The organism is uncultured Planktomarina sp., from assembly GCA_943788425.1.
In the GTDB taxonomy this organism is placed as follows: Bacteria; Pseudomonadota; Alphaproteobacteria; order Rhodobacterales; family Rhodobacteraceae; genus Planktomarina.
In genome coordinates, this window is record CALSQF010000017.1 from 1 (window position 1) to 24,371 (window position 24,371).

Consider the following 24,371-nt stretch of genomic DNA (forward strand, 5'->3'; position numbering starts at 1 on the left):
CGTAGCTTCGCCGTATTACAAAACACTCCCCATTCAGGTACATGAAACCTGGCCCGGGGTTCCTGGTTCATCTTGCTTAGGCCCGCGGATCAAGAGCCAAGGTCCACGGATAGTATAGCACCCACCCACGTTTCCGCCTTCAGCGTTACCTGTGCCCAATCGGTGTTGGATGGTTTTGCTCGAGCCGCGGACCGTGGACCGACAGCAGGGGTTACTGTTCCTAATTTCTACAGCTGAGCCGCAGGACGTAGGACCCCGGACCTAGGATCTTGGGCACAGCGTCCTGAAGATCAGGACTTTAGAGTTTGGGGCGTAGATTCATCCAGGTGGTTTTGTGGGGGCCTACATCGCTAGGCAGGCAATAATTTCAAGCTAGACCGTGCCGCTGCTCTTGCTGAGTGGCTTCCTTACCTCTGGTGTCTAAGACTCTTTAGAACGCTGGTTGCAAGAAATGTAATAGCAGCGACGCACACAATGGAAGGGCCCGCAGGCGTATCAAGTACATAGGCCGCGCGTAGACCGATAATAGCGGACAGCATTCCGATCAAACCGGCCGCGATGGCCATGCCTTCAGGTGTCCGGGACAAAGGACGTGCTGCGGCTGCTGGAATAATCAACATGGCAGCAATAAGCAGGACACCGACCACTTTGATTGCAACCGCAACCGTAATTGCCAGTGCAATCGTTAGCACCAGTTGCTCGCGTTTTGGGTTGATTCCGCTCGCGTAAGCCAGATCCTCGTTTAACGTCGAGGTTAGCAGGGTTGACCAGCGCCAGCCGATCAGTGCGACAACAAGTGATGCTCCCCCCCAGATGACCGAAAGGTCCCCGCGTGAGACGGCAAGAATATCACCAAAGAGATAGGCCATTAGGTCAATCCGTATGCCGGAGAGAAAGGACACCGCCACAAGTCCAAATGCGAGTGCAGAATGCGCAAGGACCCCCAGCAAAGTGTCCATAGCATAGCCTTTCCCAGACAACACGCTGACAACAAGCGCCATTAGCAAGGCTACAACTACCGTCCCCACGAACACTGACAGCGAGAACGCCAACGACAGTGCAACACCAAGAATTGCTGCATGCGCAGTGGCATCTCCAAAATAGGCCATGCGACGCCAGACTACAAAGCAGCCTAAAGGTGCTGAGGCAAAAGCCACACCAATTCCTGCAAGCGCGGCACGCACCATAAAATCATCGAACATTACTCTGCGCCCTGGTTGTGATTATGACGATGATCGCCATGATCGTGGCCATGGTCGTGTTCATGGCGGTAAAGTGCCAGCGCGCCTCCGGTTCCCGTACCGAACAAAGCCCTATATTCTGGTGCTGATGCTACTGCTGCCGGTGCTCCTTCACAGCAAACATGACCATTAAGGCAGATAACACGGTCAGATGCACTCATCACAACATGTAATTCATGGCTGATCATAAGGACTGCGCAGCCAGTGGCCTTTCGCACAGTTTCGATCTGCTGGTAAAAAGACGCAGAACCGCGTTGATCAAGCCCCTGTGTCGCTTCATCTAAAAGCAACAAATCAGGTTTTCCTATTAACGCCCGGGCAAGCAAGACCCTTTGAAATTGACCGCCAGAAAGCTGTGAAAGTTGCTCTTTCTTCAATTCTGGCACACCTGCTTGTTTCAGTGCATAATCAATATCTGCAACTGCAACACCTCCTGGTAGTTTCAAGAATCGTGAAACTGTGATCGGTAAGGTATCATCAATGTGGAGCCTTTGTGGGACATACCCGATCGTGAGGCTGCTAGCCTGAACGATATGGCCTTCTGACGGTTTGATCGCACCTATGATCGCCCTGAGCAAACTAGTTTTACCTGATCCGTTTGGCCCAACAATTGTTACAATTTCATTAGGCTCGATACGCAACGACACATCTGATAGTGCCATCCTTGAGCCGTATCGAACGTTAAGTCCCTCAACCTGAATAAGGCTCATGAATCGGTCTTATTTATACATGATGGGCAGATACCTTCAGCCTCAATGATAGTTCGCTCAATCTTAAAGCCGGTGGCGCGTGCCACCTCGCGCAATGCACTTCGTGCTGAGGAAGATAACTCTTCGGCAACAGCATCGCACAACCGACAGATCATAAATGCTGGTGTATGAGAATGGTTAGTATTGGCACATGCTATGAAGGCATTTAAGCGTTCGATTTTATGGGCTAAACCATTTGTTACAAGAAAATCCAAGGCTCGATACGCTATTGGAGGTTGCGACCCAAATCCATCTTCGCGTAGCCTGTCCAAAATAGTGTAAGCGCCCAAGGCGCAATGATCTTGAAGTAAGATCTCTAGCACCTTGCGTCTCACAGGAGTAAAACGAAGACCGTCCTCTGCGCAACGCGCGTCAGCTGCAGCAAGCGCATCACTCATACATGTGCTATGATCGTGCTGCGCAAATCCCAATGGATATTTTGCCGCATTCAAATTTCTTGTCTCGCTTGTCATGTTATTACATTTCGTCTAAGGGGATTATTATGTTATAAAATCACATGGAGGCCTTGATGTCGAGAAAACTTTTCACTCTTTCCCTTACTGCCACTTTGATGGGGGGTACTGCATACGCAGATACGCCGCAGGTCGCAGTGGATATTGCTCCTGTGCATTCCTTGGTCGCGCGGGTTATGGATGGTGTAGGCACGCCTGATTTAATTATTCAGCCTGGTGCAAGCCCACATGAGTATAGTTTACGTCCGTCTGAGGCTGCCGCATTACAAAACTCTGATCTTGTATTTTGGATTGGACCCGACTTGACCCCGTGGCTGACGGATACGATTGAAACGTTAGCTAAAGACGCCTCTGTCACTTCTTTATTAGACCTAGATGGAACGGTTCAATTAGATTTCAGAGAAAGTGCGTTATTCGAAGTCCATGATCATGACGACCACGATGACCATGATGACCATGATGACCATGACGATCACGATGGAACGGCTGGACATGATACAGCACGATCATGGTGACCATGATCCACACGCATGGTTGTCACCAAAAAATGCAATGACTTGGCTGAACGTAATCGCAGGTCAGCTTTCTGCTGTAGACCCTGACAACGCAGGTGCTTATTTTGCAAACGCCGCGGCAGGTCGTACAGAGATTGACTTGTTGATTGGTGAAGTCACAGCAACTCTTGACGGTGTCCGTGGGGGTAGCTTCATAGTGTTCCATGACGCGTATCAGTATTTTGAAATGGATTTTAACTTTCCTGCATCTGGTGCTATTTCAGTCAGCGATGCCTCTGATCCAAGTCCCGCGCGTATCACAGAAATCCGAGACCGAATTGCCCAGCAAGGAATAGATTGCGTTCTTGCCGAACCGCAGTTCAACCCTGATCTGATTGCAACTGTTCTCGACGGTACAAATACTCAGACGGGGATTCTTGATCCGCTTGGATCTGATCTGGAACCGGGTTCATCTCTATACCCTGAACTGATCCGAAACTTGTCAACCACTCTTGCAAGTTGCATGTAAGAGCATCTAGTTAATAAGCGTCAGGGCTGAAAATTGAAGTGCAAGTTCTTAGTGTTACATAAGTTTTGGGTCATAACGCTGTCTGCGATGTGCCTTGGTGGCGTCACCAAGGCACATCCACATGTTTTCGTTGATGCGCGCACTGGCTTTATTTTTGGAAGCGATCAGCAGTTGGAAACGATCAAAATTTCGTGGCGTTATGATGAGTTTACAACGCTCGTTTTGTTTGAAACTTTAGAATTGGACCAGGATCAAGACGGTCAATTGAATGATGCTGATCGCGTTAAAATTCTAGAAGGTGAAACTAACTGGCCTAAAGGTTATAAGGGTGACATCTACCTTGAAGTTTTAGGACAGGACTATCCGCTGGGACGCCCTAAAGCCGCTGCTGTGATGCTGAATGCCAATCAAATTGAGGTCTCATTTGATCTGCCATTGTCGCAACCGGTCAGAGTTGATAGCACGCCCATATTTTTGCGCCTCTATGACCCGTTTTTTTATTTCGCCTACACGATTGTATCTGCGAAAGCTTCGCCTGAGCTGCCTGAAGATTGTGAAGCGCAAATTGTACTTTTTGAGCCAACGGCAGCAGAAAGCGTCATACAAGACAAGCTGGCCGCACTGGGGCGTGAAGACAGGCTGGAAATAGAAAATGCTGGTCGACTCTTCTCCGATGAGGTGCAGTTAACATGTGGTTAAGGTTTGGTGTGACCGTTCTCTTTATCTTGGCTATCGCTGCCGCAGTCTGGGATATTGTGCCATGGTTTGAAATTCAACGATGGGCGGTTGGTGGACAACGCACGTTTCAGAACGTGATGGCTGGTGCGCTTAGGGGTATTCAAGCAGGCAATCCACAGGGTGTCTGGACATTGTGCAGTGCAACGGCCGCGTATGGCTTCTTCCACGCTCTGGGACCCGGGCATGGGAAAGTCCTGATTGGCGGAGCGTCCCTTGCCAGTGGCGCAACCCTGAAACGGTTGAGTATCCTGACTTTTTTATCCAGTTTAGCACAGGCCGTGACAGCAATCTTTTTGGTCGGTGGTCTCTACTTTATTCTGCAAATAGGGTCTGCTGATTTGACTGACCTTACGGAGACCTGGCTTGCACCTGCGAGTTACGTAGCCATTGCCGCAATTGGAGCTGTGTTAATATTTCGTGGCGCACGCTGTTGGTATCAAATCAGCCATGTCAAGCAGGACACACACGGCTGTTGTGGTCACTCGCATGGCCCAAGCTTCAATGATGTGGCAACACTCACTTCAACACGCGACGCCGTCGCATTGATCGCTAGCATCGCGGTAAGACCGTGTACCGGAGCGTTATTTGTCCTGGTGATTGCAGCCCGTTTTGATGCTTTCGTGGTCGGGTGTCTAGCAGTGGTCGCGATGGGCCTTGGAACCGCAGTTTTTAACCAGATGGTAGCGACCTCCGGCGTTGCCGCGCGGCGGTTGATCGGTTTCGGTGCTCGCGATCACAAAGGTATGCAAGCCATCTCTGCAGCGCTGCATCTGACCGTAGGATTCATGATCATAGCAATCAGCGTTAGTATGCTGTTGCCCTAGTTGGACCACAGAGTTTTACTATTAAATAGTTGTTGTATGATAATGCATTAATATGAAAAAGCATGAGTAAAATGGGAAATAAATTAGATGCAAACGACACTCGCTTACCTATTACCCTACTGACAGGATTTCTTGGTGAGAGTGTCCAGCCCCCAATTTATGTACCATTTTTCAATAGAGTTTCTGGAACTGGCGGTCTCATGTTTAGGGCTTGGTGAGGGCGGATGTGATTGTACTGCTTTAGCCATGCATTGATGGCCGTTTGGGCTTGTTTTGTCGTCACAAACCACTCTGCATCTAAAATCTCTCGCCTAAGCGTTCCATTAAATCTCTCATTATATCCGTTTTCCCATGGCGAACCGGGGTAAATACGAATTGGTTTTATACCTACCTTGGTAAGCCACTTTTGAAACACTTCAGCTGTGAACTCAGGCCCGTTGTCAGAACGTATATAGTGTGGCCTCCCATGTGTGATAAGGAGCGGATACAGCGCCTCCAGGACATCAGCAGCGCTCATTTTATGCGCCACATGAACAGCGAGTGCCTGGCGGGTATATTCATCCACCACGGTCAGCATTTTATAAGGACGGTTATTACTCAACTTGTCATGTACGAAATCGACGGCCCACACATGGTTAGGCCCATTGGGACGCATACGGATGATGGAGCTATCTTTATGATAAAGCCGACGCTTGCGTTTATGGCGCTCTGGCAGCTGCAACCCCTCTTCACGCCAAATTCGCTCGACTTTCTTGTGATTTACCTTCCAACCTGAGATCCGGAGCAATTGTGCTATCTTACGGTACCCATACCGCCCATACATCTTTGCAAGTCTGATTATGTCATGCCTGAGCGCATCTTCATCCCGGTCTTTGCTCTGATACGTCATTGTCGAGCGTGCAACGCCTAACACGTTACATGTACGCCGTTCAGATGTGCTTAGCTTTTGACGAACATGAATAACGGTTTGGCGCTTCAACTCTGCGCTCAGGCCCGGGGCTTTAGATAATCAAGGCTTTCTTTAAGGATCAGCTTATCCAGCTCAAGCTCTGCCAAAATCTTCTTGAGCCGCTGGTTCTCTTTTTCCAATGCCTTGAACTCAGTTAATTTCGCACGCCCCATGCCGCCATACCGCTTACGCCACCCATAATAGGTCTTGTCAGAAATACCCGCAGTGCGGCAGGCACTCACAACATCTATACCTCCATGAAGATGAACCTCAATCTCACGCAGTAATCTCAGAATGTCTTCTTCATTGTATCTCTTTCGTGCCATTCCAATTCCTCCTTAAGAGAGTTTTAACAAAATTCGTGGCTCTAATTTAGGGCGGAAGGTCAGGGCAGCCGTTTTCCCAAGGTCGATCTGGATCGGTTTGACGCCGGGCTTTTCATGCCAATCTAGAAGGTGCGGGGCTGCGAACTACCCATCATTGCTGGAGTGGATAAAGTTAGTTTTACTACACTTCATCAGCAGGCAATCTATGGCCCCCAAAACATCATCTGAATTCATTTTGCGACGCATTTCGGGGCAAAGTGCCCGGCGGGTGTGTTCATTCAAGACAGTCAAAATCTTATAACTGCACCCGCTGTGCAGCTTGTTGCGAACAAAATATATTGCCCGGATGTGATTTGAATGCGTCGGGTGTCATTGAATGAATGCGATACCTGCCTTGCGACAAGCACTCCTAAAATCCAATCCTTCCTGCAACTGCACATTAATCTCGCGCAATGGCTTTCAAGCATCCGCATCCGAATTGCGTTTGGGTAACATTCTCCGTAACCCCATTGGTTGTTAAATAAGAAAACAGGTTTAGTGGGCTGGGAGACTTAATGGGCTGTTGTGCCGCCGCTTCCTGCGGCGATAGGCTGTGTCTAATTGCATGAAAATACTCACATTCAATTGTATTCAATTGTATTCGTTTTCTTTTTTTGCATTGGGCTCTATATTGATGCTTAGAGGAGACGTAAAATGAAAGTAATTTTGTTTAACACAAGCAATGGTAGTGCATTCGAAATGCAATTCACAAATGCAAGACAAATGAAAAACTATTTGGATAAAAACGCTGAGATTGAGTTTTTGAGCGAACACAACAGCTATTTACCCACCCGTCATCAACGGATGCAGTAGTCGTTTTTTTGACGTTAGAGCAACATTGCATGTCAAGTCGTAGCTAAACTAACCACGACCCCAACCCTATCCATCGCAACATCATAATTGCCTGTATAAACTTTCGTGACAGTATCTTACCTTCGGAAATGCAATTGTGACAACTGGCTTCCTGACGCATCTTATAAGTTGTGGCGTTTGAGACAAAACCACTCCCTAATTTGATATAGATTTTCGCTATGAGCTGCCGCACATTAATCATGTCAACAAAAAGTTCGGAGAAACGTAATGTCGAAATCCTTAGCAAGTAAGTCATTCACCAATCCCGATGTTTTGAAAGAGCCTGACAAAACTCATTCAGCATCGGTTGATTTAGGTGTCGCGACGGCCACCAAATTGGTGCTGCAACCAGGCTGGAAGTGGTCAGAATGCGTCAAACCTTTGGTGGGTGGTCATAGCTGTCAGGCAGCTCATGTTGGCGTCGTAATTCAAGGCTCAATGACCGTTGCACACGATGACGGATCCGAAATAACAGTACATGCGGGTGACGCATACACCTTCGCTCCGGGTCACGATGGCTGGGTGAATGGCGATATCGAATTTATCGGCTATGAAGTTACTGTATCTGCAAAAAACTTTGGGGCTTGGAGTACTGCTAACCCCTGAGCCATGTCACCAAACTACATGGCACATCTTTGGATTGCCGACGATAAAACCTGAGAGCCGATGTTTGATCTGATGCGTGGTGTTATTTTTCACGCCGCAGTGACGGCATCTGGCACTTTGACGTGGCGCCTTGGTCTAAACGCACTTTGCCAGTCGACTGACACCTGGAAAATTTGCGCCCATTGAAGACCCAATCAAACGGTGCCCATGAGATGATTGCGCAGTAGATGACCAACGGGCCCCAAATACCTGAGGTAAAACCAAAAAACATTAAAGTTTCACCAAGGCTGATAACGAACACTAAGTGGGCCAGGTAAATTGGATGTGACACCTTAACTGACCAGCGAAACATCCGGCGAATTGATGAGATTTGAGTCATAGCGAGACCCGTGATCGACAAAAAAAAGCAACAAAGCTGCGCTTTTAGATAGGATATTTACAACCCGCATTTTGTTGCTACTGGCCGCGGCATGCAACAAATCATCTGCGTAAAGTCGATCGATTATAAATAAATCTCACAAGAGTTCATGGGGTTCTATTTAAGGGTCCATTTGAGGGTCATATAGAATCGCTCATACATGCGCGGTAGCGTAGCTTTACTCAAGTATTAGCCCGTGATGCGTGGTTCAACCGTTTCGTGCTTCTTAGTCCCACTTCAGCAGTGCCTCTTCCCAACTGGGAATGATGTTACTTTCGTAACTTAGCAATCCGCCAACAGCTATTGATGAAAAAGATCTTATTGCTTTCACATGTTTTGGCGATCTGACGTATTCCAGCATATGTGCCCTTGATTTCCAAACAGTAAGCGTATGGTGACAGCCGTTCCGGCTCTTGTTCTCACAGAGCAATATACCATCTGCCCTTTGGGCTGCCCTAAGTGCAGGGATTGTTAGGAACCAAAACTTCATAGAGGCGTATAGGCTGTGAGTTTTAAGGCCGGTAACTGATACGTACATCATCACCCTCTTTTATACCCAACGGCTAAATTATGATCGGTTTCACAGGTATCCCCGGAGCAGCACTCAAAGATATTAGACTTACAGATCACGCATTGTTCATGGCCATGCACAACAACAGTATTCAGTGGTGCCTGACATCTGGGGCATCGCTGCTGGTGCGCGTTGGCTGGATTTAAAACGTTGTCCAATCAATAAAACTCCAGGCGCTTCACCGATACATCAGCAGAATAATCTTTACCGTAAGCGACAATACCGATAGTTTTAATCTCGCTTTGGTCGAGTGTCGCTCTCAAAAGCGACGACGACTTTTCAAAAGCCTCAAACGGCAAACTTATCTCACTCCATGTGCCACTTGCTTGAAAACTGTGCTGATAATAGTGCCAAGGCAAGCGAGTGTCGGTACTCCGGATGTGCAAAAAATACTGATCGCCGTTACCTTTAACCGTCAGTCTTATCCCTGTCTTGCCCTTCGCCGCCTCCCACAGCACCGGTGAGCGAACTTGAATGAAACCACCGTTATTAGCTGTAGAAACTTCACCGCTTAGCCGTATGACCTGGTCTATTCCTTGATCTTCAAACTGTGCAATCCCGTCGGAAATTCCACCCATCACCCTATCTGCTAAATAAACCCATTGCCCTGTTTTGATGAGATTATTCGCCATTGCACCACTATTTAAGAGGGTCAGAAAGAGAATAGACAGAGATGCTGCAATCGTCTTCATAGTTTTCTCCTATTTCTCATATTACTGGCATATTGTGAGTTGCTGATGGATCAAGACTTACTTGGCGAGCTGTTCAGTAAAGTGATCTTAAGCGGCGCTCTGTTTTCACTTGTATCTATATACCGGCATGAACTAATTCAAAAGGAAAACTAGAATGTTTGCTACTTTTACAGATTGGGAATTTGCGGATATGGATGCGATGGTGTCGACCGGCACCGCAATGTGGCCAAAGGTGCAGTCTGCGGGCGCACTTAGCTTTAAAGCCACTGCAACCGGCGCGAACACTGCGCGAACCATGATTGTGTGGCCAGATGCGGCGACCGCACAGGCTGCTATTGATGGTTTACGAGCAGCCGCGATGGACATGACCGATACAAAAGCCACTGCAACCACTGCAGGCGAGTTGATGTTGGATTTTAGTTAAAACCCAGAGTGCCGATATGTGACTTAGGTAAACGCTGCTTACACAGCGCCTACTAAATTTGGGTTGACCGGTACGGCCTGAATTTTTTCTGCTTGTGCAGCATCCAGCTCGGCGAATACATCTGCTTTGATTTTCTCGACAAAAGTCTCGCGGGTGAAGCCAATATCTTCTAACTGGCGATCACTCATGTATTGCAGTGCTTGCATTGCTGCAGAGGCCTGACGGGCCGCTATCATTGTTCGTAATAGATGTTTAAACATTTTTAATCCTTTTCGTTTGCTCAATATAGTATAGCGCTTTTTACTATAAATTTCATCATACAGAGCTGCATTCCCGCTATGCGATTGATGCATGTCTGGCACTGCTTTTCGCGCCATGCGTCGCAAAAAAAGGCGGTGTCAAAGGACACCGCCAGTAATCACTACAATTTCGGGAGGAAATTTAAGATACGTCCCTTTTAGCGCAAAATGCTGCAGCGCAACAAGAAACAAGATTGCATTTCCGATATGCTTCAGGCGCATGTCTTCGCGCTTAAATCTTATGCAAGCAAGAAATTATTCGTCTAATAATGCGACTAAGTGATCTCAGCTCAGTCAGGGGTGTTTTGCGGCGTGAATTGCTCATTGCGCTTATGCAGACTGAAGCTTGATCTGGAATTACCAACAAGAGCAGCTTAAACTTCATGGCTTGTCACCTGGCCAGGACACAAAATCAAAGGTGACCCAGATTGGCAGCCCTCACCATAATCCTGCCGTAAGCCACAGAAGTTTTATGCCAAATCAGCAAGGCTATTAGGCGCGGGGCGTTGAATGTCAAAGACCTTTGCATAATCTAGCCACCAAGCCACACCACTTTGCCCGCATGTCTTTGTTGACATGGCGTGCCGCAGAGATCTTTTCCATGGCCCGCTCAGTCGCAGACTGCGCACAACTGGAGAAATTTCAGCCTTCAAGGGCTGGGCATATGCCTCATTCAAATGCCCAGGTCTGGCCCGCAGGCCTATATCTTAGGCATTCCTTTTGGCCGCATCAGGCGCTTTTGTGCGGCGATCCGAAATGGGGCATTGGGGCCACCATATCCTTCATAACCCCCTGTGCGTTGTACGATTTCAAAAAACATACCGTCGGCAAAGGGGCGCGAGTAGAGTTGGAAGAATGTCCCCCGCGCATCCTCATCATAAAGAATATTTTGCCTCCGCAGGCGCTCCAACATCGCGTCATCAATATCGAAACGTGCGGTCAGGTCGGCGTAATAATTGTTCGCAATAGGCAAGAGGGCAAAGCCAGAGGCCTCCAACCTTTGGGCTGACGCAAAGATATCATCTGTCGCAAAGGCAATGTGCTGAACCGAGGCGTTGGAACTTTCCGCTAAGAAACTACCGGCCATCGTTTTATGCGTTTCAGCCCCATTCAGGGTGATGCGTAGCTTACCGTCGGATGATTCGAGCGCCTGTGATCTCACCAGCCCTTCGGGATCCACCACGTCAACCATCGCCGATTTTTTCATATCAAAAAGTGTGGTGAAAAAAAGAGACCAGCTGAGCATATCCTCATAATTCATCGTATGGCCAATATGATCGACACCGGTCAGACCTGCTCCGGGCGCGGGCTTGGCTCGCGCGGTAAACTCGACGTCCCACACATCCGACAGCCCGTTCTTATCGTCAACATAATGCAAAATCCCGCTACTTTGGCTGTGGATTGCAGGAATTTTTAGTTGCTTGGGATCAATCGCCTGCTGAAACAGGTCCGCACCCAAGAATTTTGCGCGCGCTGCGGCTGCCTGCGCATCTTCCACCGCAATGCCTATATCGCAGACATTGGTGCCATGGAGTGTAAATGCGCTGCTGGCGTAGCCTTTGGTTTCGCGGTTTACCAAGATGCGGATATCACCTTGCGCCCATAGGGCGAGGTCCAAAGTCTCATGATCGGCAGAATGTGTGAACCCGAGGCTTGCAAGTAGCGCATCAAGGGACTCCGCCTCATCCGCATTGCTGGCAAACTCAATGAAGGATAGGCCCTTTGCCTGAATTCGAGCTGGCGCATCCGGTACATTTAACGCCAGCGCTGGCTCCGCGCGGTTGACGTCATCCATCAGCGCCAAAAGAGAGCGATAGCCGTCTTTTGCAATGGTTTTGGGTTGGCCGGCCCTGAATTGATCGTTAAATATCTCCAGCGAAATTGGACCCGAATATCCAGTCGCCATCACCGCGCGCGTGAACCCGATCATATCAAGGTCACCTTCGCCGGGCATATTGCGAAAGTGACGCGATCTATAAAGCATGTCCATTTCAACGGCTGGTGCATCAGCAAAATGGACAAAGAAAATTTTATTGCCGGGAATACGGCGGATTGTGTCGGGATCAATCTTGCGCACCAAAGTGTGAAAGCTGTCTAGAATAAGCCCGATATTGTCATGGTCAGCGCGCCGAACGACCTCCCAAGCGTCCCGGTGATCGTTGACATAATGGCCCCAGGCCAGCGCCTCATAGCCAACGCGAAGCCCCCGCTTTTTCGCGCGGTCTCCGAGCTCGTGAAAATCTGCCGCGGCGCGATCTATGCCGCCAATCGCCTCTGGGTGACAGGAGGAGCAAATCAACATGAGATCCGTTCCCAATTCTTGGATCAGGTCAAACTTGTGCTCGGCTCGATCGAAGGCCTTTGCGCGCAGATGACCTGGCAGCCCCTCAAAATCACGAAAGGGTTGAAAAATGGTGATTTCAAGTCCCATCGCTCGGATCATCTCCCCCACTTCGCGCGGGTTGGCGTCATGGGCGATCAAGTCTTGTTCAAAAATTTCCAGCCCGTGGAAACCGGCGGCTGCGATTGCTTCGAGCTTTTCTTCGAAGTTGCCAGAGATAGAAACGGTTGCAATAGAGGTTTTCATGTCCAATCCCCACGGATGCCGATGTTCGGGCTACGTTGCAATCTACCAGTCCTGTGACGATGTTCTTGGCTTTGAAGCCCAGACGTCCAATGGCGAAACTGACTGAAAGGATATGGGGGCATACCGATGGTGTCAAATACCGCTGATGGGAGCCTCAATAACACTCTCGTTTGATATCCAATCTCGGTGCATAGATCGCGCTGTTTGCGGCTCAAGGCTTACTGCGTTGCGGGCCGAAGAGCGAATTTGGCACTGCGGCCTGTGCCCTTGTCGCTGATGAAAATCAGTGATGATCCATCGGTCGCAACCTGCTGACAATTATACTCCAGCTCGCGCTCTCCCCACGTCATGCTGCGGCAGAAAAACCCATCTGCCCACTCCCAGGTTCCAGTGACGTCACGACCGAAGCCTTTGCCTGCAATTTCGCCGGTATCCGCAACTCTCAGCTGGATGCGCAACAGGGGAATCTCAAGGATATGACCGGCCACGGCATTCACAAACTCGGGCCTTTGGGTCAGGGTTTCTAGCGCCATGGCGCTGGTGGCCAAGAGGCTCAAGCAAATGGCGGTGATCATTTCTTTCATAGATGCAACACTCTCAAATGATTTGCAATCATTACGCACAGGCCGCTTCATTAGATCACTTTCGTGCTGAAAGGGCTCGGGCGCATCCCAGATGTGGCGCGACGATATTGCAAGTTTGACATGCCTTGATGCAATTTTTGCATTGGATAATGCGGCCGATAGGCTCTACGTCTCGTGGCAATCAAACAGAGGAGTTTTTCATGCATCTTGCCCGTTTCCCAAGAGTATTTCTTGCGCATCTCGCGACGCCTTTGGAACCAATGGAGCGTTTGTCAAAAGAATTGGGCGTTGAGATTTGGATCAAACGGGATGATTGCACAGGCATGTCGACCGGTGGAAATAAGACGCGCAAGCTGGAATTTTTGATGGCGGAGGCGCTGGAGCAGGGCGCGGATATGGTGATGACCCAAGGGGCGACCCAGACCAATCATGGGCGCCAAACCGCTGCATTTGCGGCGAAACTTGGGCTGAAATGCCATATTCTTTTAGAAGATCGTACCGGTTACCAAGATGGCAATTACAACACCAATGGCAATGTTATGCTCGACCATTTGCATGGCGCGACAACGCAGAAGTTCCCAGCCGGTCACAATATGCCAGACGAAATGGAACGCGCGGCTGAGGCCAAGCGTGCCGAAGGTCATAAAGTCTATGTCATTCCCGGCGGCGGCTCAAATCCGACGGGTGCTTTGGGATATGTGAATGCCGCTTTTGAGCTGCTGGGGCAGGCCAATGATCGCAACCTTAAATTTGATCGCCTGGTGCATGCAACCGGGTCTTCGGGCACGCAGGCGGGGCTCGTCACAGGTCTTTGCGCGATGAACGCGCAGCTACCAGTTTTGGGCATCGGCACACGCGCGCCACGCGAAAAACAAGAAACCATGGTGTTCGATTTGGCCTGCCGCACGGCCGATAAGCTGGGCTGTCCTGGCGTGGTCCAACGCAGCGATGTCATGGCAAATACCGATTATGTTGGAGAGGGCTATGGCCTGCCGACACAAAGCGGTCTTGAGGCGATCAAAATGTTTGCGGAACTGGAAGGCATTCTGCTCGATCCTTGTTATTCTGCCAAGGGAGCTGCGGGCCTGATTGATCTGGCGCGCAAAGGGGCTTTCGAGGGCGAGCGTATCGTATTTTTGCACACCGGTGGTGCGGCGGCCTTGGGGGGCTATGATTTTGCCTTCGATTTCTCCAACAATTGGGTCACCGTATAAAAGCGGCTAGAGCAAAGACCACATCTTACGGGCGCTATCGTCAAAATATGTGGGATTGGCTAGGGCGGAAATGGTCACAGAGATATTCAAGCTCTGGTCGCCAATGGCGACCAGACTGCCATTTTGCAACTCAGTTTCAACGGCGGTTTGTGGCATCCAGGCAAAGCCGCTGCCCTGTAAAAGGCGCCGGCGGATGGTTTCGACCAGCCCATCAATATAGATGGTTTCGATATTCAAAGCCTCAATAGAAATTGAATTTTCAATAACTTGACCCAAAAAAGACGATTGCTCATAGGCCAGATGGGGGATCGGCGCGCCATCGCGATTGGACAGGTGCCAGCCTTGCTGCTGGGCCGCATCACGGGCGGCAACCGGAATCAATTTATCTGACAAGAGATCTTTGCGCTCAAAGCCTGTGTCATCAATTTTTGGCGATACATACTGATGGTAATAGACCAACATGATATCCACCGCCCCTTCGAGCAAAAGCTCGCAACAAGTGCTTAGGGAATCCGAGATCACCCGTGTTCGTAACTCCGGTATTTCCTTTTGGATACGTTCGATTTGGTGGGCGAGGTAATTGATAGATATCGTATGCAGAGCGGAAATTCGCACGAAGCGCGTATCGCCTCTGTCCGCATCACGGATGGATTGACGGCTTTCAGTTAACTGCGCAATGGCTGCCTTGGCTGTGGGCAGAAAATTCTGCCCGGCCTCTGTCAGTTGAATTGGGTAGGTGGCGCGGTTGACCAAGGGTAGCCCAACCCAGTTTTCCAGCGCTTTGATCCGCCGGCTGAAGGCAGATTGGGTAATGTTCCGCTCGTTAGATGCTCTGGTAAAATTTAGGGTGCGCGCCAAACACTCAAAATCTCTTAGCCAATTCAGGTCCATAGCTTCCACACCCCATATGTGATCCCCAGGGTTATTCTTTAGCATTAAATATGCATTTTGCGAATAGTTTGATGAAATGTTCGAATTTGATATTCGAAAACGTCTCCCGTTAGAGTGAAGGCACATAAGCTTCGCGGGCTCCAGCCCTGTGAATTCATCATGATATGGCTGGGGTGCGCTGCATATAACAAAAAGAACATGACTGGCGCCAATTCGGTGCAGTCCAACAAAGGAGACTGACATGCTAATAAAATGTAAGACACTGTGCCTTGCTGGGGCCGTGGGCCTTCTATCCTTGCCGGCGATGGCGGCGGAAGAGGTGAAAATCGGCCTACCGTCCTGGACGGGTGCGCAGGCCATTGGCCATTTGCTCGGCGAAATCGTAACCTCGCGCATCGGTGGCTCGGTAGAATATGTGCCGGGCAATAACGCCACAATTTTCCAAGCCATGGATCAAGGTAAGGGCGATATTGATGTGCATCCGGATGTGTGGTTGCCAAACCAAGAAAGCTTTACCAAAAAATATGTGGATGGCGCGGGCACCGTGACTCTTTCTTCCAACCCCTATGAAGGCAACCAAGGGTTTTGCGTTTCGCAGGATTTTGCCAAGGCCAATAACATCACCGATATCGCAGATCTTGGCCGTCCTGACGTTGCTGCAATGATGGACAGCGATGGCAACGGCAAGGGCGAAATGTGGATTGGCGCGCCAGGCTGGGCCTCTGCCAATGTCAATGAAGTGAAAACACGCGACTACGGTTTGCTGGATTTCATTGAGCCGATCCGGGCCGAAGAAAGCGTGAAGACCGCCCGTATCAAAGACAGTATCGCCAAGGGCGAGGGCTATGCATTTTATTGCTATAAACCTCACGCGGTGTGGTTCATGTTTGATGTCGAAATGCTGAGTGAGCCGACTTATGATCCGGCCAGCTACAAAATGGTGCAGCCGTCTGATGATGCTGATTGGTACGAAAAATCTTATGTCGCCACCAAAGATGCGTTGAAAAACGTGCAGATTGCTTGGTCAAATTCCTTGGCTGATCGGTCTCCGGCTATTGCGGAATTCTTCGCCAATTTCTCGCTCACAGCGGATGATGTGTCGGGTTTGGCATTTGAAATCAGTGCAAACGGCGTGTCTCCAGCTGCAGCGGCACAGGCTTGGATTGCTGCCAACTCAGATCGCGTTGATGCGATGCTGGGTCTGTAACGACCAAAGAGTGGCTGGTTCGGCACGGTCGGACCAGCCTATCCAAATTTCAAGAAAAAGAGAAATACTATGACGTCCCAACCCGTTGTCGAAATTTCCAACGTGTGGAAGATTTTTGGGAGCCGCGCGCCGGAGGCTTTGCGCGCCGTGCGCGATGGTGGATTAAGCAAGGCGGAAATTTTAAGCGAATTCAACGCCGTTGTGGGCGTGGCCGATGTCAGCCTATCTGTCTCACGCGGAGAGATCTTTTGCATCATGGGCTTGTCTGGCAGTGGGAAATCAACCCTGGTTCGCCATTTCAACCGTCTGTTGGAACCCACCGCCGGCCAGATTATGGTTGAAGGTGTTGATGTCATGGCTTTGGGGCAACGTGAGCTGCAAACGTTCCGCAATCAAAAGATTGGCATGGTTTTTCAAAATTTCGCTTTGATGCCGCATCGTTCGGTTTTGGACAATGTTGCCATGCCTTTGGAAATCCGCAACGTGGCGAAAAATGAGCGTATGCGCCAGGCCGCGGCGATTTTGGATATTGTGGAGCTTGGTGCTTGGGGATCAAAATTCGCCCACGAGCTGTCAGGAGGGATGCAGCAACGGGTCGGATTGGCCCGCGCGCTCGCCGCCAACCCGGATGTGCTGTTGATGGATGAGCCGTTTTCGGCCCTCGACCCTTTGATCCGCCGGCAGTTGCAAGACGAATTTATTCGGCTGAGTAAAATACTCAAGAAAACCACAATATTCATCACCCATGACCTCGATGAAGCGGTGCGAATAGGGGATCGCATTGCAATTATGCGGGATGGAAAACTGGTGCAGGTTGGAACCGCAGAACAAATTGTGATGCAGCCTGCCGATGACTATGTGGCCGATTTTGTAGCGGGTATTTCCCGACTTAAGGTCGTGCATGCGGATGCGGTCATGCAGTCAATTGAGGCCTATACTGCCGCGCAGGGACCGCTGCCGAGCGATTTGGTCAGGGTGCCGGCAAAAGAAACGTTAAGTGCCATTATGAACATTGCAATTGAAACGGATCAACCGATTATCGTGAGTTCTGACCAGAAAGATATTGGCCTTATTACCCGTGCGGATCTTCTGCGAACTGTGATTGAGGGAACTGAAATATCATGAGCAACAGTGATGTAGATTTGGGTGTGAACCCTCTCGAAGACATTGATTCAGAGGCTGCGATTGCTTACCAAGAGCAAAGATATGAGAATATCCGCAGTTTTGTGCGCACCAATTCTGACTATTATATTCGCAATTTCGATAAGATTGGTGCCTCAGCCAAATTCACCGCAACTTTCAATTTTATGGCGGGTTTATTCGGTCCGATCTGGTTCGGTGCGCGCGGGCTTTGGAGCTGGGCCTTACCCTTTCTCATTCTAGAAGCGGTCGGTTTTGTACAAATTGCCCGCGGATTGTTTGGTGATCTGGCCAATGATGCCATGCAGCGGATTGCGTCGATCGAGGGCACGTTGGAATTGCGACGCAAACAATTGGCAGCAGCGCTCGAAAGCGGTTCGGACAAAGTTGATGTCTATCGCAGAACTGTTGAGTCTCTTGAGGCCAATATTGGCGGCATACGCGGTGAGGCGGCAGCCATGGCCGCCGAAGGGCCCATGATTGCTTTGGCAGGTCTGACACTTCTGATCGCAGTTAAGTTCGTCCAATCTATTGTCGCCAATTGGGCGTTGGAGGGCCGTTTTTCGGAGTGGCTTTCTGACGGTGAAATTCGTTCGGGGATGCCCGTAAGTCACATGATTTTTAGCGCCGTTTTCATGGTCACGCTCGTGGCCACCGCGATGGTACATTACAGCTTTCCAGGGAGTTTTTCCGTTTTGGGAAGTTTTCCAACCGATCCAGATATCAGACTTATCAGTATTGATAGCGTTGAGGCATTTTTTAATTGGGCCGTGCTCAATGGAGACGCGCTCTTTGATGCTATCACCTATTTTATTCGTGTGGTGCTCGATACGTTAGAGCTGGTTTTTGTCAGCACGCCTTGGATCGTGATTGCCGCTTTAATCATTCTTCTGACTTGGCTCACGGCTGGGGTGCGTATGGCGATTTATTCCGGTGCGTTCTTATCTTATATGGGCCTGCTTGGATTTTGGGAAAAAGCAATGACGACCTTAGCGCTGCTCGGCACTGCGGCATGTTTGTCAATCTTGATTGGCATCCCTCTGGGAATGTTCGCAGCTCGGCGCCCGCGGTTTTATTCTTTCATTCAGCCGATTATGGATTTCATGCAAACTATGCCGGCCTTTGTCTTTATGATCCCGGTCATTGCTTTTTTTGGGACCGGAAAGCCCGCGGCCGTGGTCACCACCATGATTTTTGGTGGCACGCCGGTGGTGCGTCTGACGGTCTTGGGTCTGCGTGGCGTTCCAGAGAGTGTCAGAGAGGCTGCAATTAGTTTCGGGGCCAATAAGTGGTTCTTGCTCACCAAGGTGGATTTGCCATTGGCGAGCCCCTCCATTCGGGCAGGGATCAACCAAACCATCATGCTGTCGCTCGCCATGGTGGTGGTCGCTTCGCTTATTGGTGCCAAAGGTCTTGGGGAGGACGTCCTGGAAGCCTTGCAATATGCCAATGTGGGGCAAGGTATCCTCGCAGGCTTCTCCATTCTATTCTGTGCCATGATTTTGGATCGTATTGTGCAAGGTGGCCGCAAATGATCCCTTTGGTTTTCGTTCATGGGTTTATGGGGGGGAGTGCGCAATGGGATGGGCAAGTCGCGGGCCTGCCCGACGTTCCGGTGATTGCGTTGGATTTGCCCGGATATGGGAAGAATTCGCATATGACAGCCTGTCATGACATTGTGGATTTTGCCCGTTGGGCCTTGGATGAATTGACGCGGCAGAATGTGGCGCGGTTTCACCTGCTGGGGCATTCCATGGGCGGCATGATCGCGCAAGAAATGGCGACCTTGGCACCAGATAGGGTCGAGCGATTGGTCCTATATGGGACGGGAGTCCAAGGGGTTTTGCCCGGGCGTTTTGAAACGATTGAAACCTCTAAGGCGCGTGTTAGGACCGATGGGGTGCTCCACACAGCGCGGCGGATTGCAGCGACCTGGTTTTTAAAATGCGAGCAAGCCCTTGGCTTTGAGGCCTGTGCGGCAATTGCGCAAATGGCGGCAAAACCGACCTTACTCGCAGGTTTGGACGCAATGGAGCGCTGGGACGGAGAGGCGCGGCTCAATGACATCACAGCGCAGACGCTGGTCATCTGGGGCGACTGTGATCGCACCTATCCCTGGCCGCAGGTTCAAAAGCTGTGGCAGGCCATACCGAATACCAGCCTTGCGGTTCTTCCAAACTGTGCCCATGTCCCGCATCTTGAAAGCCCTGATATCTTCAACGCAATCTTAAATGATTTTGTGGGGCAAGCTTAGGCTCGACCTACGGTGCCTTGCAAATATTGTGTCTTGGCGGCTGGATTATGCAGCGGTCATAATGCGCCAATAATGCGCCAAGCGTGCAATCTGCGCGGGCCACGACCGACAGCATGGCACAGGTCATCTGCCGAGTAGTCGGACCTGTGTTCCTCCATGAACTTAAATGTCAGGGTTTTGGACCCGCGCAGATCTGGATGGGTTTATCCTCCCACCACATTGAAGGCGGGGCCGTAGGGATATTTCGTGATATTTTCATTGCCATCTTCGGTAATGATCAAAATATCGTGTTCACGATATCCGCCCGCTCCAGCTTGCCCATCTGGAATTGTGATCATGGGTTCCATGGAAATGACCATGCCCGGCTCGAGGATCGTATCTATGTCCTCGCGCAGCTCGAGCCCAGCCTCCCGGCCGTAGTAATGGCTTAGAACGCCAAAGGAATGCCCATAACCGAATGAACGATATTGCAGCAAATCGCGGTCTTCAAAGAAAGCATTCACACCGGCTGTGACCTCCGCGCAGCTGGCCCCAGGCTTTAGCAAGCTGATGCCAAGTTCGTGAGCGGCGACATTGGCATCCCAATAGGATTGAGATGCCGAATCAACGGTCTCCACAAACATTGTACGCTCTAGGGCTGTGTAATATCCTGAAATCATGGGAAAGGTATTGAGGCTCAGAATATCACCAGGCTGCAAGACACGGCTTGTTACGGGGTTATGCGCCCCGTCAGTGTTGATGCCAGATTGGAACCAGACCCAAGTGTCTCGATATTCAGCATCTGGAAATTCCTGCGCGATATGCGCCTCCATCGCGTCCCGGCCAGCCATGGCCACGTCAATTTCGCGCGCACCGGCACGGACAGCATCTTTGATCGCGTAACCGCCGATATCTGCTGTGGCAGCACCGGCGCGTATCAGTGCGATTTCGGCTGGAGATTTCATTATGCGCTGTTGCATCGTCGCCTGCGCCAGGTCGACTTGAGCTTTCGGGGCCAAAAAGCTGGTGAGCGCTGCGGCCTGGGTTACGGACAAGTGATCACCCTCATAGCCGATCACACCCCCTTGACCCGTGACGAAAGCAATTGCGCGCCAGTAGTTATCGCGCTGCCAATCAGTATAGGTAATGTTGTCGCCAAAGCTGCGGCGCCATGGCTGACCCGCGTCGATGCCGGCGGAAATGGTGACGCAGTCCGTTGCGGTGACAACCAGCCCATAGGGACGGCCAAAGGCACAGTATAGAAAGCCAGAGTAGTAGGCGATATTGTGCATAGATGTAAATACAGCCGCGTTGACACCTTTGTCGCGCAGGATGCTGCGCAGCCCGGCGAGGCGGGCTTCATATTCCGCATCGCAAAAGGGCAGAGCCGCTTTGGATCCATTGTAAAATCGGTGAAAATTTGGGCGCTTAATTTGGGTCATGTCGACACCTCATTGAAAAATAAATCCCGGCGTTCAGGATCCATTTTGCGCAAGTGGAATATGCCACCCGCCAGCGACGCCATCGCTGAATGCCAAGCGATCATGATTGCGTTTCCCGAATTTTTCCATCACATTTGCGACCCATTGTTACGAGAATTGCGACCTTGTGATGGGAAACTTGGGGGAGGCCAAGGGGTAGAAAGATTGGCAGATGTAACGGATCAAGACAAGGCCCTGGGCAACGCCGGAGGTGGTAAATTCGCGCTGAAGTGATAGCAAATGAGGTCCGCATTATCAGGCAGAAAAATTTAAGACCTATTGCATTTTAAGACCTACTGCATTTATAATTAACAGAATTGTTATCTTCAAATTAATGTTTCTAATATTCCAGCCGCTAGATCATACAATGATTGCCAGGTTAGTGCCAAATTGCTATTTAGGTTCTGTGTTAACGTGAGGCTTAAGTAATGAGCGATGCAATGAAGCAGCTGTCGCGCTTGGCCAAGTTGATTTTTGAGATGGAAATCGATTTGGGATTGAGCGATCTGTCGCAACCTGAAAAATTAGTGCTCATGGCGGCCCATGAGCAATCTGATGCAGATGGGCAATTCCACACACATCAACTGTTGTCTCATCCCTTGAGCGCTAAGATGGCCCGACCCACCTTTTTTCGGGCATTGAAGCAGCTTGAGCAAAAGGAATTATTACTGAGAAATCCGGAGAAAAAGCGCGGACTTTATAGTGTTGCGGAAACTTAAGCTCGATTGGCTCACTTTCGTTGTGGTGAGTGTTGGGTATATCTGTTCATATACAATTACCTCTGGGCTTGTTTTGCCCCTTCAAAAAATATTTGCGCCGCATTTGCCGATTGTTTTTAGTGTGGTTTTCTTACCCCATGGCATCCGGGTCTTGGCGGTCTATTTTTTGGGATGGCGCGGCCTCATATATTTGCTACCGTCCAGCTACCTCATGTGGGCAACCAGCGTTTACGGAAATTCTATCGACCTAACGATTTTGAGCCCTGTGGCCTCTTTGAGCGTGGTCTATGTCGCCGTAAGAATGGTCAAAACATATAGCGGTTCGCAGAACAAAGGCGCCTTCGATTTTTCATGGAAAGAATGTTTGGTGATAGCGGCGATTGCATCGGTGCTCAACGGTGTTGCGCATTCCATGCTTTACGACAGTGCATTTAACTGGATTTTGATAATCGGATATTCTTCCGGTGACATGGCCGGGCAGGTAGTTTTACTGTTTCTTATGATTGCTCTTATGAGGCTCAATCGTAAGCTATCAAAATTCATTTAACAGATTTCTTGGCGTGTTAAAGATAACACGCACAATCCCGACCTGATAGGTTTGGGGTGTGCTATCCTCATCTGTCAGTTTGATGCCGGGTTGACCGGATCAACTTGCTAAGAGGTCGGGGTTTCCTCCTGCGGCGGTTGTATTGATGCAAATGGATTGCTCGCATACCAGCCAGGTTTTGAATGTCTCATCCATCAGCAAGGGAGTAATCGCACCGCGACGCGCGCTCAATGCTTGGCGCAGGGCCTGCGCCTGCGGGCCTGCATAGACCACCGCTTGCAAATCAGGGATCCTTGTTACATCAGACAGCGTAACCTCTGCGGCAATGGCACAACAGCCCATGTCGCGGGCGCTTTGTGCTCGGGTTTCAGCCCCGGGGCCCATGCATAGAACCCGTGACTTGGGTCGCAAGTGGTAACGGTTCGACTCGCCTGTGGGACCAGGTAAATCCTCGGTGGTCTGGCGCTGCGCGGGGGCCTGGCGGGCAAAGGCTTGCTCGAGTTCTGACAAACTCATCTCAGGGGGGAACGGATCCTCGGCCGTCAAAAGGCTTTGCGCCGCGAAGCGCTGCACATAACGCGGCCCGCCGGCTTTTGGTCCGGTGCCGCTCAACCCGTGGCCACCGAAGGGCTGGGAACCAACGACAGCGCCAATTTGATTGCGGTTTATGTAAAGATTGCCGACGTTGACACGGCTCACGACCTTTTGCACTCGATCATCAATGCGGCTGTGAAACCCGAAAGTTAATCCATAGCCGCTGGCGTTGATTTCATCGATAACCCGATCTAAATTGCTGGCGTCGTAACGGGCCAAATGCAGTACGGGTCCGAAGATCTCCTCGTGCAGATCAGACATTCCGCTTACGGATAAGATTGTCGGAGCAACGAAATACCCTTTTTCTGGGGCTGAGGTTTGAAACAATATCTTGTGGCTAGCGATATGCGCAGCAATGCGCCTCTGTGCCGCCGCATCGATCAACGGCCCGACATCGCAGTTTGCGGCCTCTGGGGGTCCAACCACGAGTGCTTGCATCGCGCCGCATAGCATGCGCTCAAACGCATCTGCGATATCACTTTGCACATAAAGCATCCGCAGTGCGGAGCAGCGTTGACCGGCTGATTGAAAGGCGCTGTCGACCACATCCTGAACCGCTTGCTCGAGAAGCGCCGTACTGTCGACGATCATTGCGTTCAACCCGCCAGTTTCGGCAATCAAGGGCGCCTGCGGTGGTAGATTTTCCGCCATAACTCGATTAATCTCCTGCGCCGTGGCGGTTGAGCCTGTGAAGCAAACACCAGAAACATTGGGCGCACTACACAGAACAGGGCCCACAACAGCGCCTTCTCCGGGAAGCAGCTGTAGGCAGGTTTTTGGCACGCCTGCTTGATGCAAAAGTGCGGTCGCTTGCACGGCAATCAAACTCGTGGCTTCGGCCGGTTTGGCCAAGACCCCATTGCCCATGGCCAAAGCGGCGGCGATTTGCCCAGTGAAAATGGCCAAAGGAAAATTCCAAGGGCTAATGCAGGTGAAAATTCCATCTGAAT

24 protein-coding genes and 1 pseudogene are annotated in these 24,371 nt (G+C 50.4%); 13 read left to right on the forward strand and 12 right to left on the reverse strand.

Annotation, left to right across the window (positions count from 1 at the left end):
• Window positions 1-407: 407 nt before the first annotated feature.
• From ABLW18_RS12220 to ABLW18_RS12230, 3 genes are read right to left on the reverse strand one after another with little or no spacing between them, the layout of a single operon-like run.
• Window positions 408-1,202: a metal ABC transporter permease gene (locus tag ABLW18_RS12220; protein WP_347825063.1), complete on the reverse strand. Its 795-nt coding sequence runs from the start codon at window positions 1,200-1,202 to the stop codon at window positions 408-410.
• Window positions 1,202-1,951 carry a metal ABC transporter ATP-binding protein gene (locus tag ABLW18_RS12225; RefSeq protein ID WP_347825064.1) on the reverse strand — a complete coding sequence of 250 codons (750 nt, stop codon included), beginning with the start codon at window positions 1,949-1,951 and terminating at the stop codon, window positions 1,202-1,204. Before ABLW18_RS12225 ends, ABLW18_RS12220 begins: the two co-directional genes overlap by 1 nt.
• Window positions 1,948-2,463 (reverse strand): transcriptional repressor, encoded by a 516-nt coding sequence (locus tag ABLW18_RS12230; protein WP_347825065.1) that lies wholly within the window; start codon window positions 2,461-2,463, stop codon window positions 1,948-1,950. Before ABLW18_RS12230 ends, ABLW18_RS12225 begins: the two co-directional genes overlap by 4 nt.
• A 56-nt stretch (window positions 2,464-2,519) precedes the next feature.
• On the opposite strand from ABLW18_RS12230, the pseudogene ABLW18_RS12235 reads away from it, so the two are divergent.
• The 3 genes and pseudogenes from ABLW18_RS12235 to ABLW18_RS12245 all read left to right on the forward strand — a co-directional run bounded on the left by ABLW18_RS12235 (window position 2,520) and on the right by ABLW18_RS12245 (window position 5,048).
• Window positions 2,520-3,486: pseudogene (locus tag ABLW18_RS12235) on the forward strand (zinc ABC transporter substrate-binding protein).
• Window positions 3,487-3,537: 51 nt separating this feature from the next.
• Window positions 3,538-4,185: a DUF1007 family protein gene (locus ABLW18_RS12240; RefSeq protein WP_347825066.1), complete on the forward strand. Its 648-nt coding sequence runs from the start codon at window positions 3,538-3,540 to the stop codon at window positions 4,183-4,185.
• On the forward strand, window positions 4,176-5,048 hold the full coding sequence (locus tag ABLW18_RS12245) for a hypothetical protein (RefSeq protein WP_347825067.1): 873 nt from the start codon (window positions 4,176-4,178) through the stop codon (window positions 5,046-5,048). The genes ABLW18_RS12240 and ABLW18_RS12245 overlap by 10 nt, the downstream gene beginning before the upstream one ends.
• A 157-nt stretch (window positions 5,049-5,205) precedes the next feature.
• Here the strand turns inward: ABLW18_RS12245 and ABLW18_RS12250 are convergent, their stop codons facing one another.
• Window positions 5,206-6,027, reverse strand: coding sequence for an IS3 family transposase (locus tag ABLW18_RS12250; RefSeq protein ID WP_347825068.1), 822 nt, complete (start codon window positions 6,025-6,027; stop codon window positions 5,206-5,208).
• An 8-nt stretch (window positions 6,028-6,035) separates the two neighbouring features.
• Complete coding sequence (locus tag ABLW18_RS12255; RefSeq protein ID WP_347825069.1) at window positions 6,036-6,323, reverse strand: transposase; 288 nt, start codon at window positions 6,321-6,323, stop codon at window positions 6,036-6,038.
• A 693-nt stretch (window positions 6,324-7,016) separates the two neighbouring features.
• Here ABLW18_RS12255 and ABLW18_RS12260 point away from each other — a divergent pair.
• Entirely contained in the window at window positions 7,017-7,175 is a 159-nt protein-coding gene (locus ABLW18_RS12260) for a hypothetical protein (RefSeq protein ID WP_347825070.1), read from the forward strand.
• Window positions 7,176-7,442: 267 nt separating this feature from the next.
• The gene (locus ABLW18_RS12265; RefSeq protein ID WP_347825071.1) at window positions 7,443-7,820 is read left to right on the forward strand and encodes a cupin domain-containing protein; all 378 of its coding nucleotides are present in this window, start codon (window positions 7,443-7,445) and stop codon (window positions 7,818-7,820) included.
• A gap of 1,147 nt (window positions 7,821-8,967) precedes the next feature.
• Here ABLW18_RS12265 and ABLW18_RS12270 read toward each other — a convergent pair.
• Window positions 8,968-9,501 (reverse strand): CIA30 family protein, encoded by a 534-nt coding sequence (locus ABLW18_RS12270; RefSeq protein ID WP_347825072.1) that lies wholly within the window; start codon window positions 9,499-9,501, stop codon window positions 8,968-8,970.
• Between the two features lie 154 nt (window positions 9,502-9,655).
• On the opposite strand from ABLW18_RS12270, the gene ABLW18_RS12275 reads away from it, so the two are divergent.
• Complete coding sequence (locus ABLW18_RS12275) at window positions 9,656-9,925, forward strand: hypothetical protein (RefSeq protein WP_347825073.1); 270 nt, start codon at window positions 9,656-9,658, stop codon at window positions 9,923-9,925.
• A gap of 38 nt (window positions 9,926-9,963) precedes the next feature.
• Here ABLW18_RS12275 and ABLW18_RS12280 read toward each other — a convergent pair whose 3' ends face one another.
• The 3 genes from ABLW18_RS12280 to ABLW18_RS12290 all read right to left on the reverse strand — a co-directional run bounded on the left by ABLW18_RS12280 (window position 9,964) and on the right by ABLW18_RS12290 (window position 13,395).
• A complete protein-coding gene (locus tag ABLW18_RS12280) occupies window positions 9,964-10,302 on the reverse strand; it encodes a DUF1127 domain-containing protein (protein ID WP_347825074.1) in 339 nt (112 codons plus the stop codon).
• A gap of 622 nt (window positions 10,303-10,924) precedes the next feature.
• A complete protein-coding gene (locus ABLW18_RS12285) occupies window positions 10,925-12,811 on the reverse strand; it encodes a TIM barrel protein (protein ID WP_347825075.1) in 1,887 nt (628 codons plus the stop codon).
• Between the two features lie 218 nt (window positions 12,812-13,029).
• Entirely contained in the window at window positions 13,030-13,395 is a 366-nt protein-coding gene (locus tag ABLW18_RS12290) for a dihydrodipicolinate reductase (protein ID WP_347825076.1), read from the reverse strand.
• 200 nt (window positions 13,396-13,595) lie between these two features.
• On the opposite strand from ABLW18_RS12290, the gene ABLW18_RS12295 reads away from it, so the two are divergent.
• Window positions 13,596-14,609, forward strand: coding sequence for a D-cysteine desulfhydrase (locus tag ABLW18_RS12295; protein WP_347825077.1), 1,014 nt, complete (start codon window positions 13,596-13,598; stop codon window positions 14,607-14,609).
• A 6-nt stretch (window positions 14,610-14,615) separates the two neighbouring features.
• Here ABLW18_RS12295 and ABLW18_RS12300 read toward each other — a convergent pair whose 3' ends face one another.
• On the reverse strand, window positions 14,616-15,545 hold the full coding sequence (locus ABLW18_RS12300) for a LysR family transcriptional regulator (RefSeq protein WP_347825078.1): 930 nt from the start codon (window positions 15,543-15,545) through the stop codon (window positions 14,616-14,618).
• A gap of 196 nt (window positions 15,546-15,741) precedes the next feature.
• On the opposite strand from ABLW18_RS12300, the gene ABLW18_RS12305 reads away from it, so the two are divergent.
• The 4 genes from ABLW18_RS12305 to ABLW18_RS12320 all read left to right on the forward strand — a co-directional run bounded on the left by ABLW18_RS12305 (window position 15,742) and on the right by ABLW18_RS12320 (window position 20,101).
• Window positions 15,742-16,707 (forward strand): glycine betaine ABC transporter substrate-binding protein, encoded by a 966-nt coding sequence (locus ABLW18_RS12305; RefSeq protein ID WP_347825079.1) that lies wholly within the window; start codon window positions 15,742-15,744, stop codon window positions 16,705-16,707.
• Between the two features lie 69 nt (window positions 16,708-16,776).
• A complete protein-coding gene (locus ABLW18_RS12310) occupies window positions 16,777-17,832 on the forward strand; it encodes a betaine/proline/choline family ABC transporter ATP-binding protein (RefSeq protein ID WP_347822683.1) in 1,056 nt (351 codons plus the stop codon).
• Entirely contained in the window at window positions 17,829-19,382 is a 1,554-nt protein-coding gene (locus ABLW18_RS12315; protein ID WP_347825080.1) for an ABC transporter permease subunit, read from the forward strand. The genes ABLW18_RS12310 and ABLW18_RS12315 overlap by 4 nt, the downstream gene beginning before the upstream one ends.
• A complete protein-coding gene (locus tag ABLW18_RS12320; protein WP_347825081.1) occupies window positions 19,379-20,101 on the forward strand; it encodes an alpha/beta hydrolase in 723 nt (240 codons plus the stop codon). Before ABLW18_RS12315 ends, ABLW18_RS12320 begins: the two co-directional genes overlap by 4 nt.
• Before the next feature lie 203 nt (window positions 20,102-20,304).
• Here the strand turns inward: ABLW18_RS12320 and ABLW18_RS12325 are convergent, their stop codons facing one another.
• A complete protein-coding gene (locus tag ABLW18_RS12325) occupies window positions 20,305-21,522 on the reverse strand; it encodes an aminopeptidase P family protein (protein WP_347825082.1) in 1,218 nt (405 codons plus the stop codon).
• Between the two features lie 467 nt (window positions 21,523-21,989).
• On the opposite strand from ABLW18_RS12325, the gene ABLW18_RS12330 reads away from it, so the two are divergent.
• Together ABLW18_RS12330 and ABLW18_RS12335 are read left to right on the forward strand one after the other, a co-directional pair.
• Window positions 21,990-22,280, forward strand: coding sequence for a hypothetical protein (locus ABLW18_RS12330; protein WP_347825083.1), 291 nt, complete (start codon window positions 21,990-21,992; stop codon window positions 22,278-22,280).
• Window positions 22,264-22,827, forward strand: coding sequence for a hypothetical protein (locus ABLW18_RS12335; RefSeq protein ID WP_347825084.1), 564 nt, complete (start codon window positions 22,264-22,266; stop codon window positions 22,825-22,827). Before ABLW18_RS12330 ends, ABLW18_RS12335 begins: the two co-directional genes overlap by 17 nt.
• A gap of 99 nt (window positions 22,828-22,926) precedes the next feature.
• Here ABLW18_RS12335 and ABLW18_RS12340 read toward each other — a convergent pair.
• Window positions 22,927-24,371, reverse strand: a 1,445-nt coding sequence (locus tag ABLW18_RS12340; RefSeq protein WP_347825085.1) for an aldehyde dehydrogenase family protein, incomplete at its 5' end; no start/stop codon positions are given.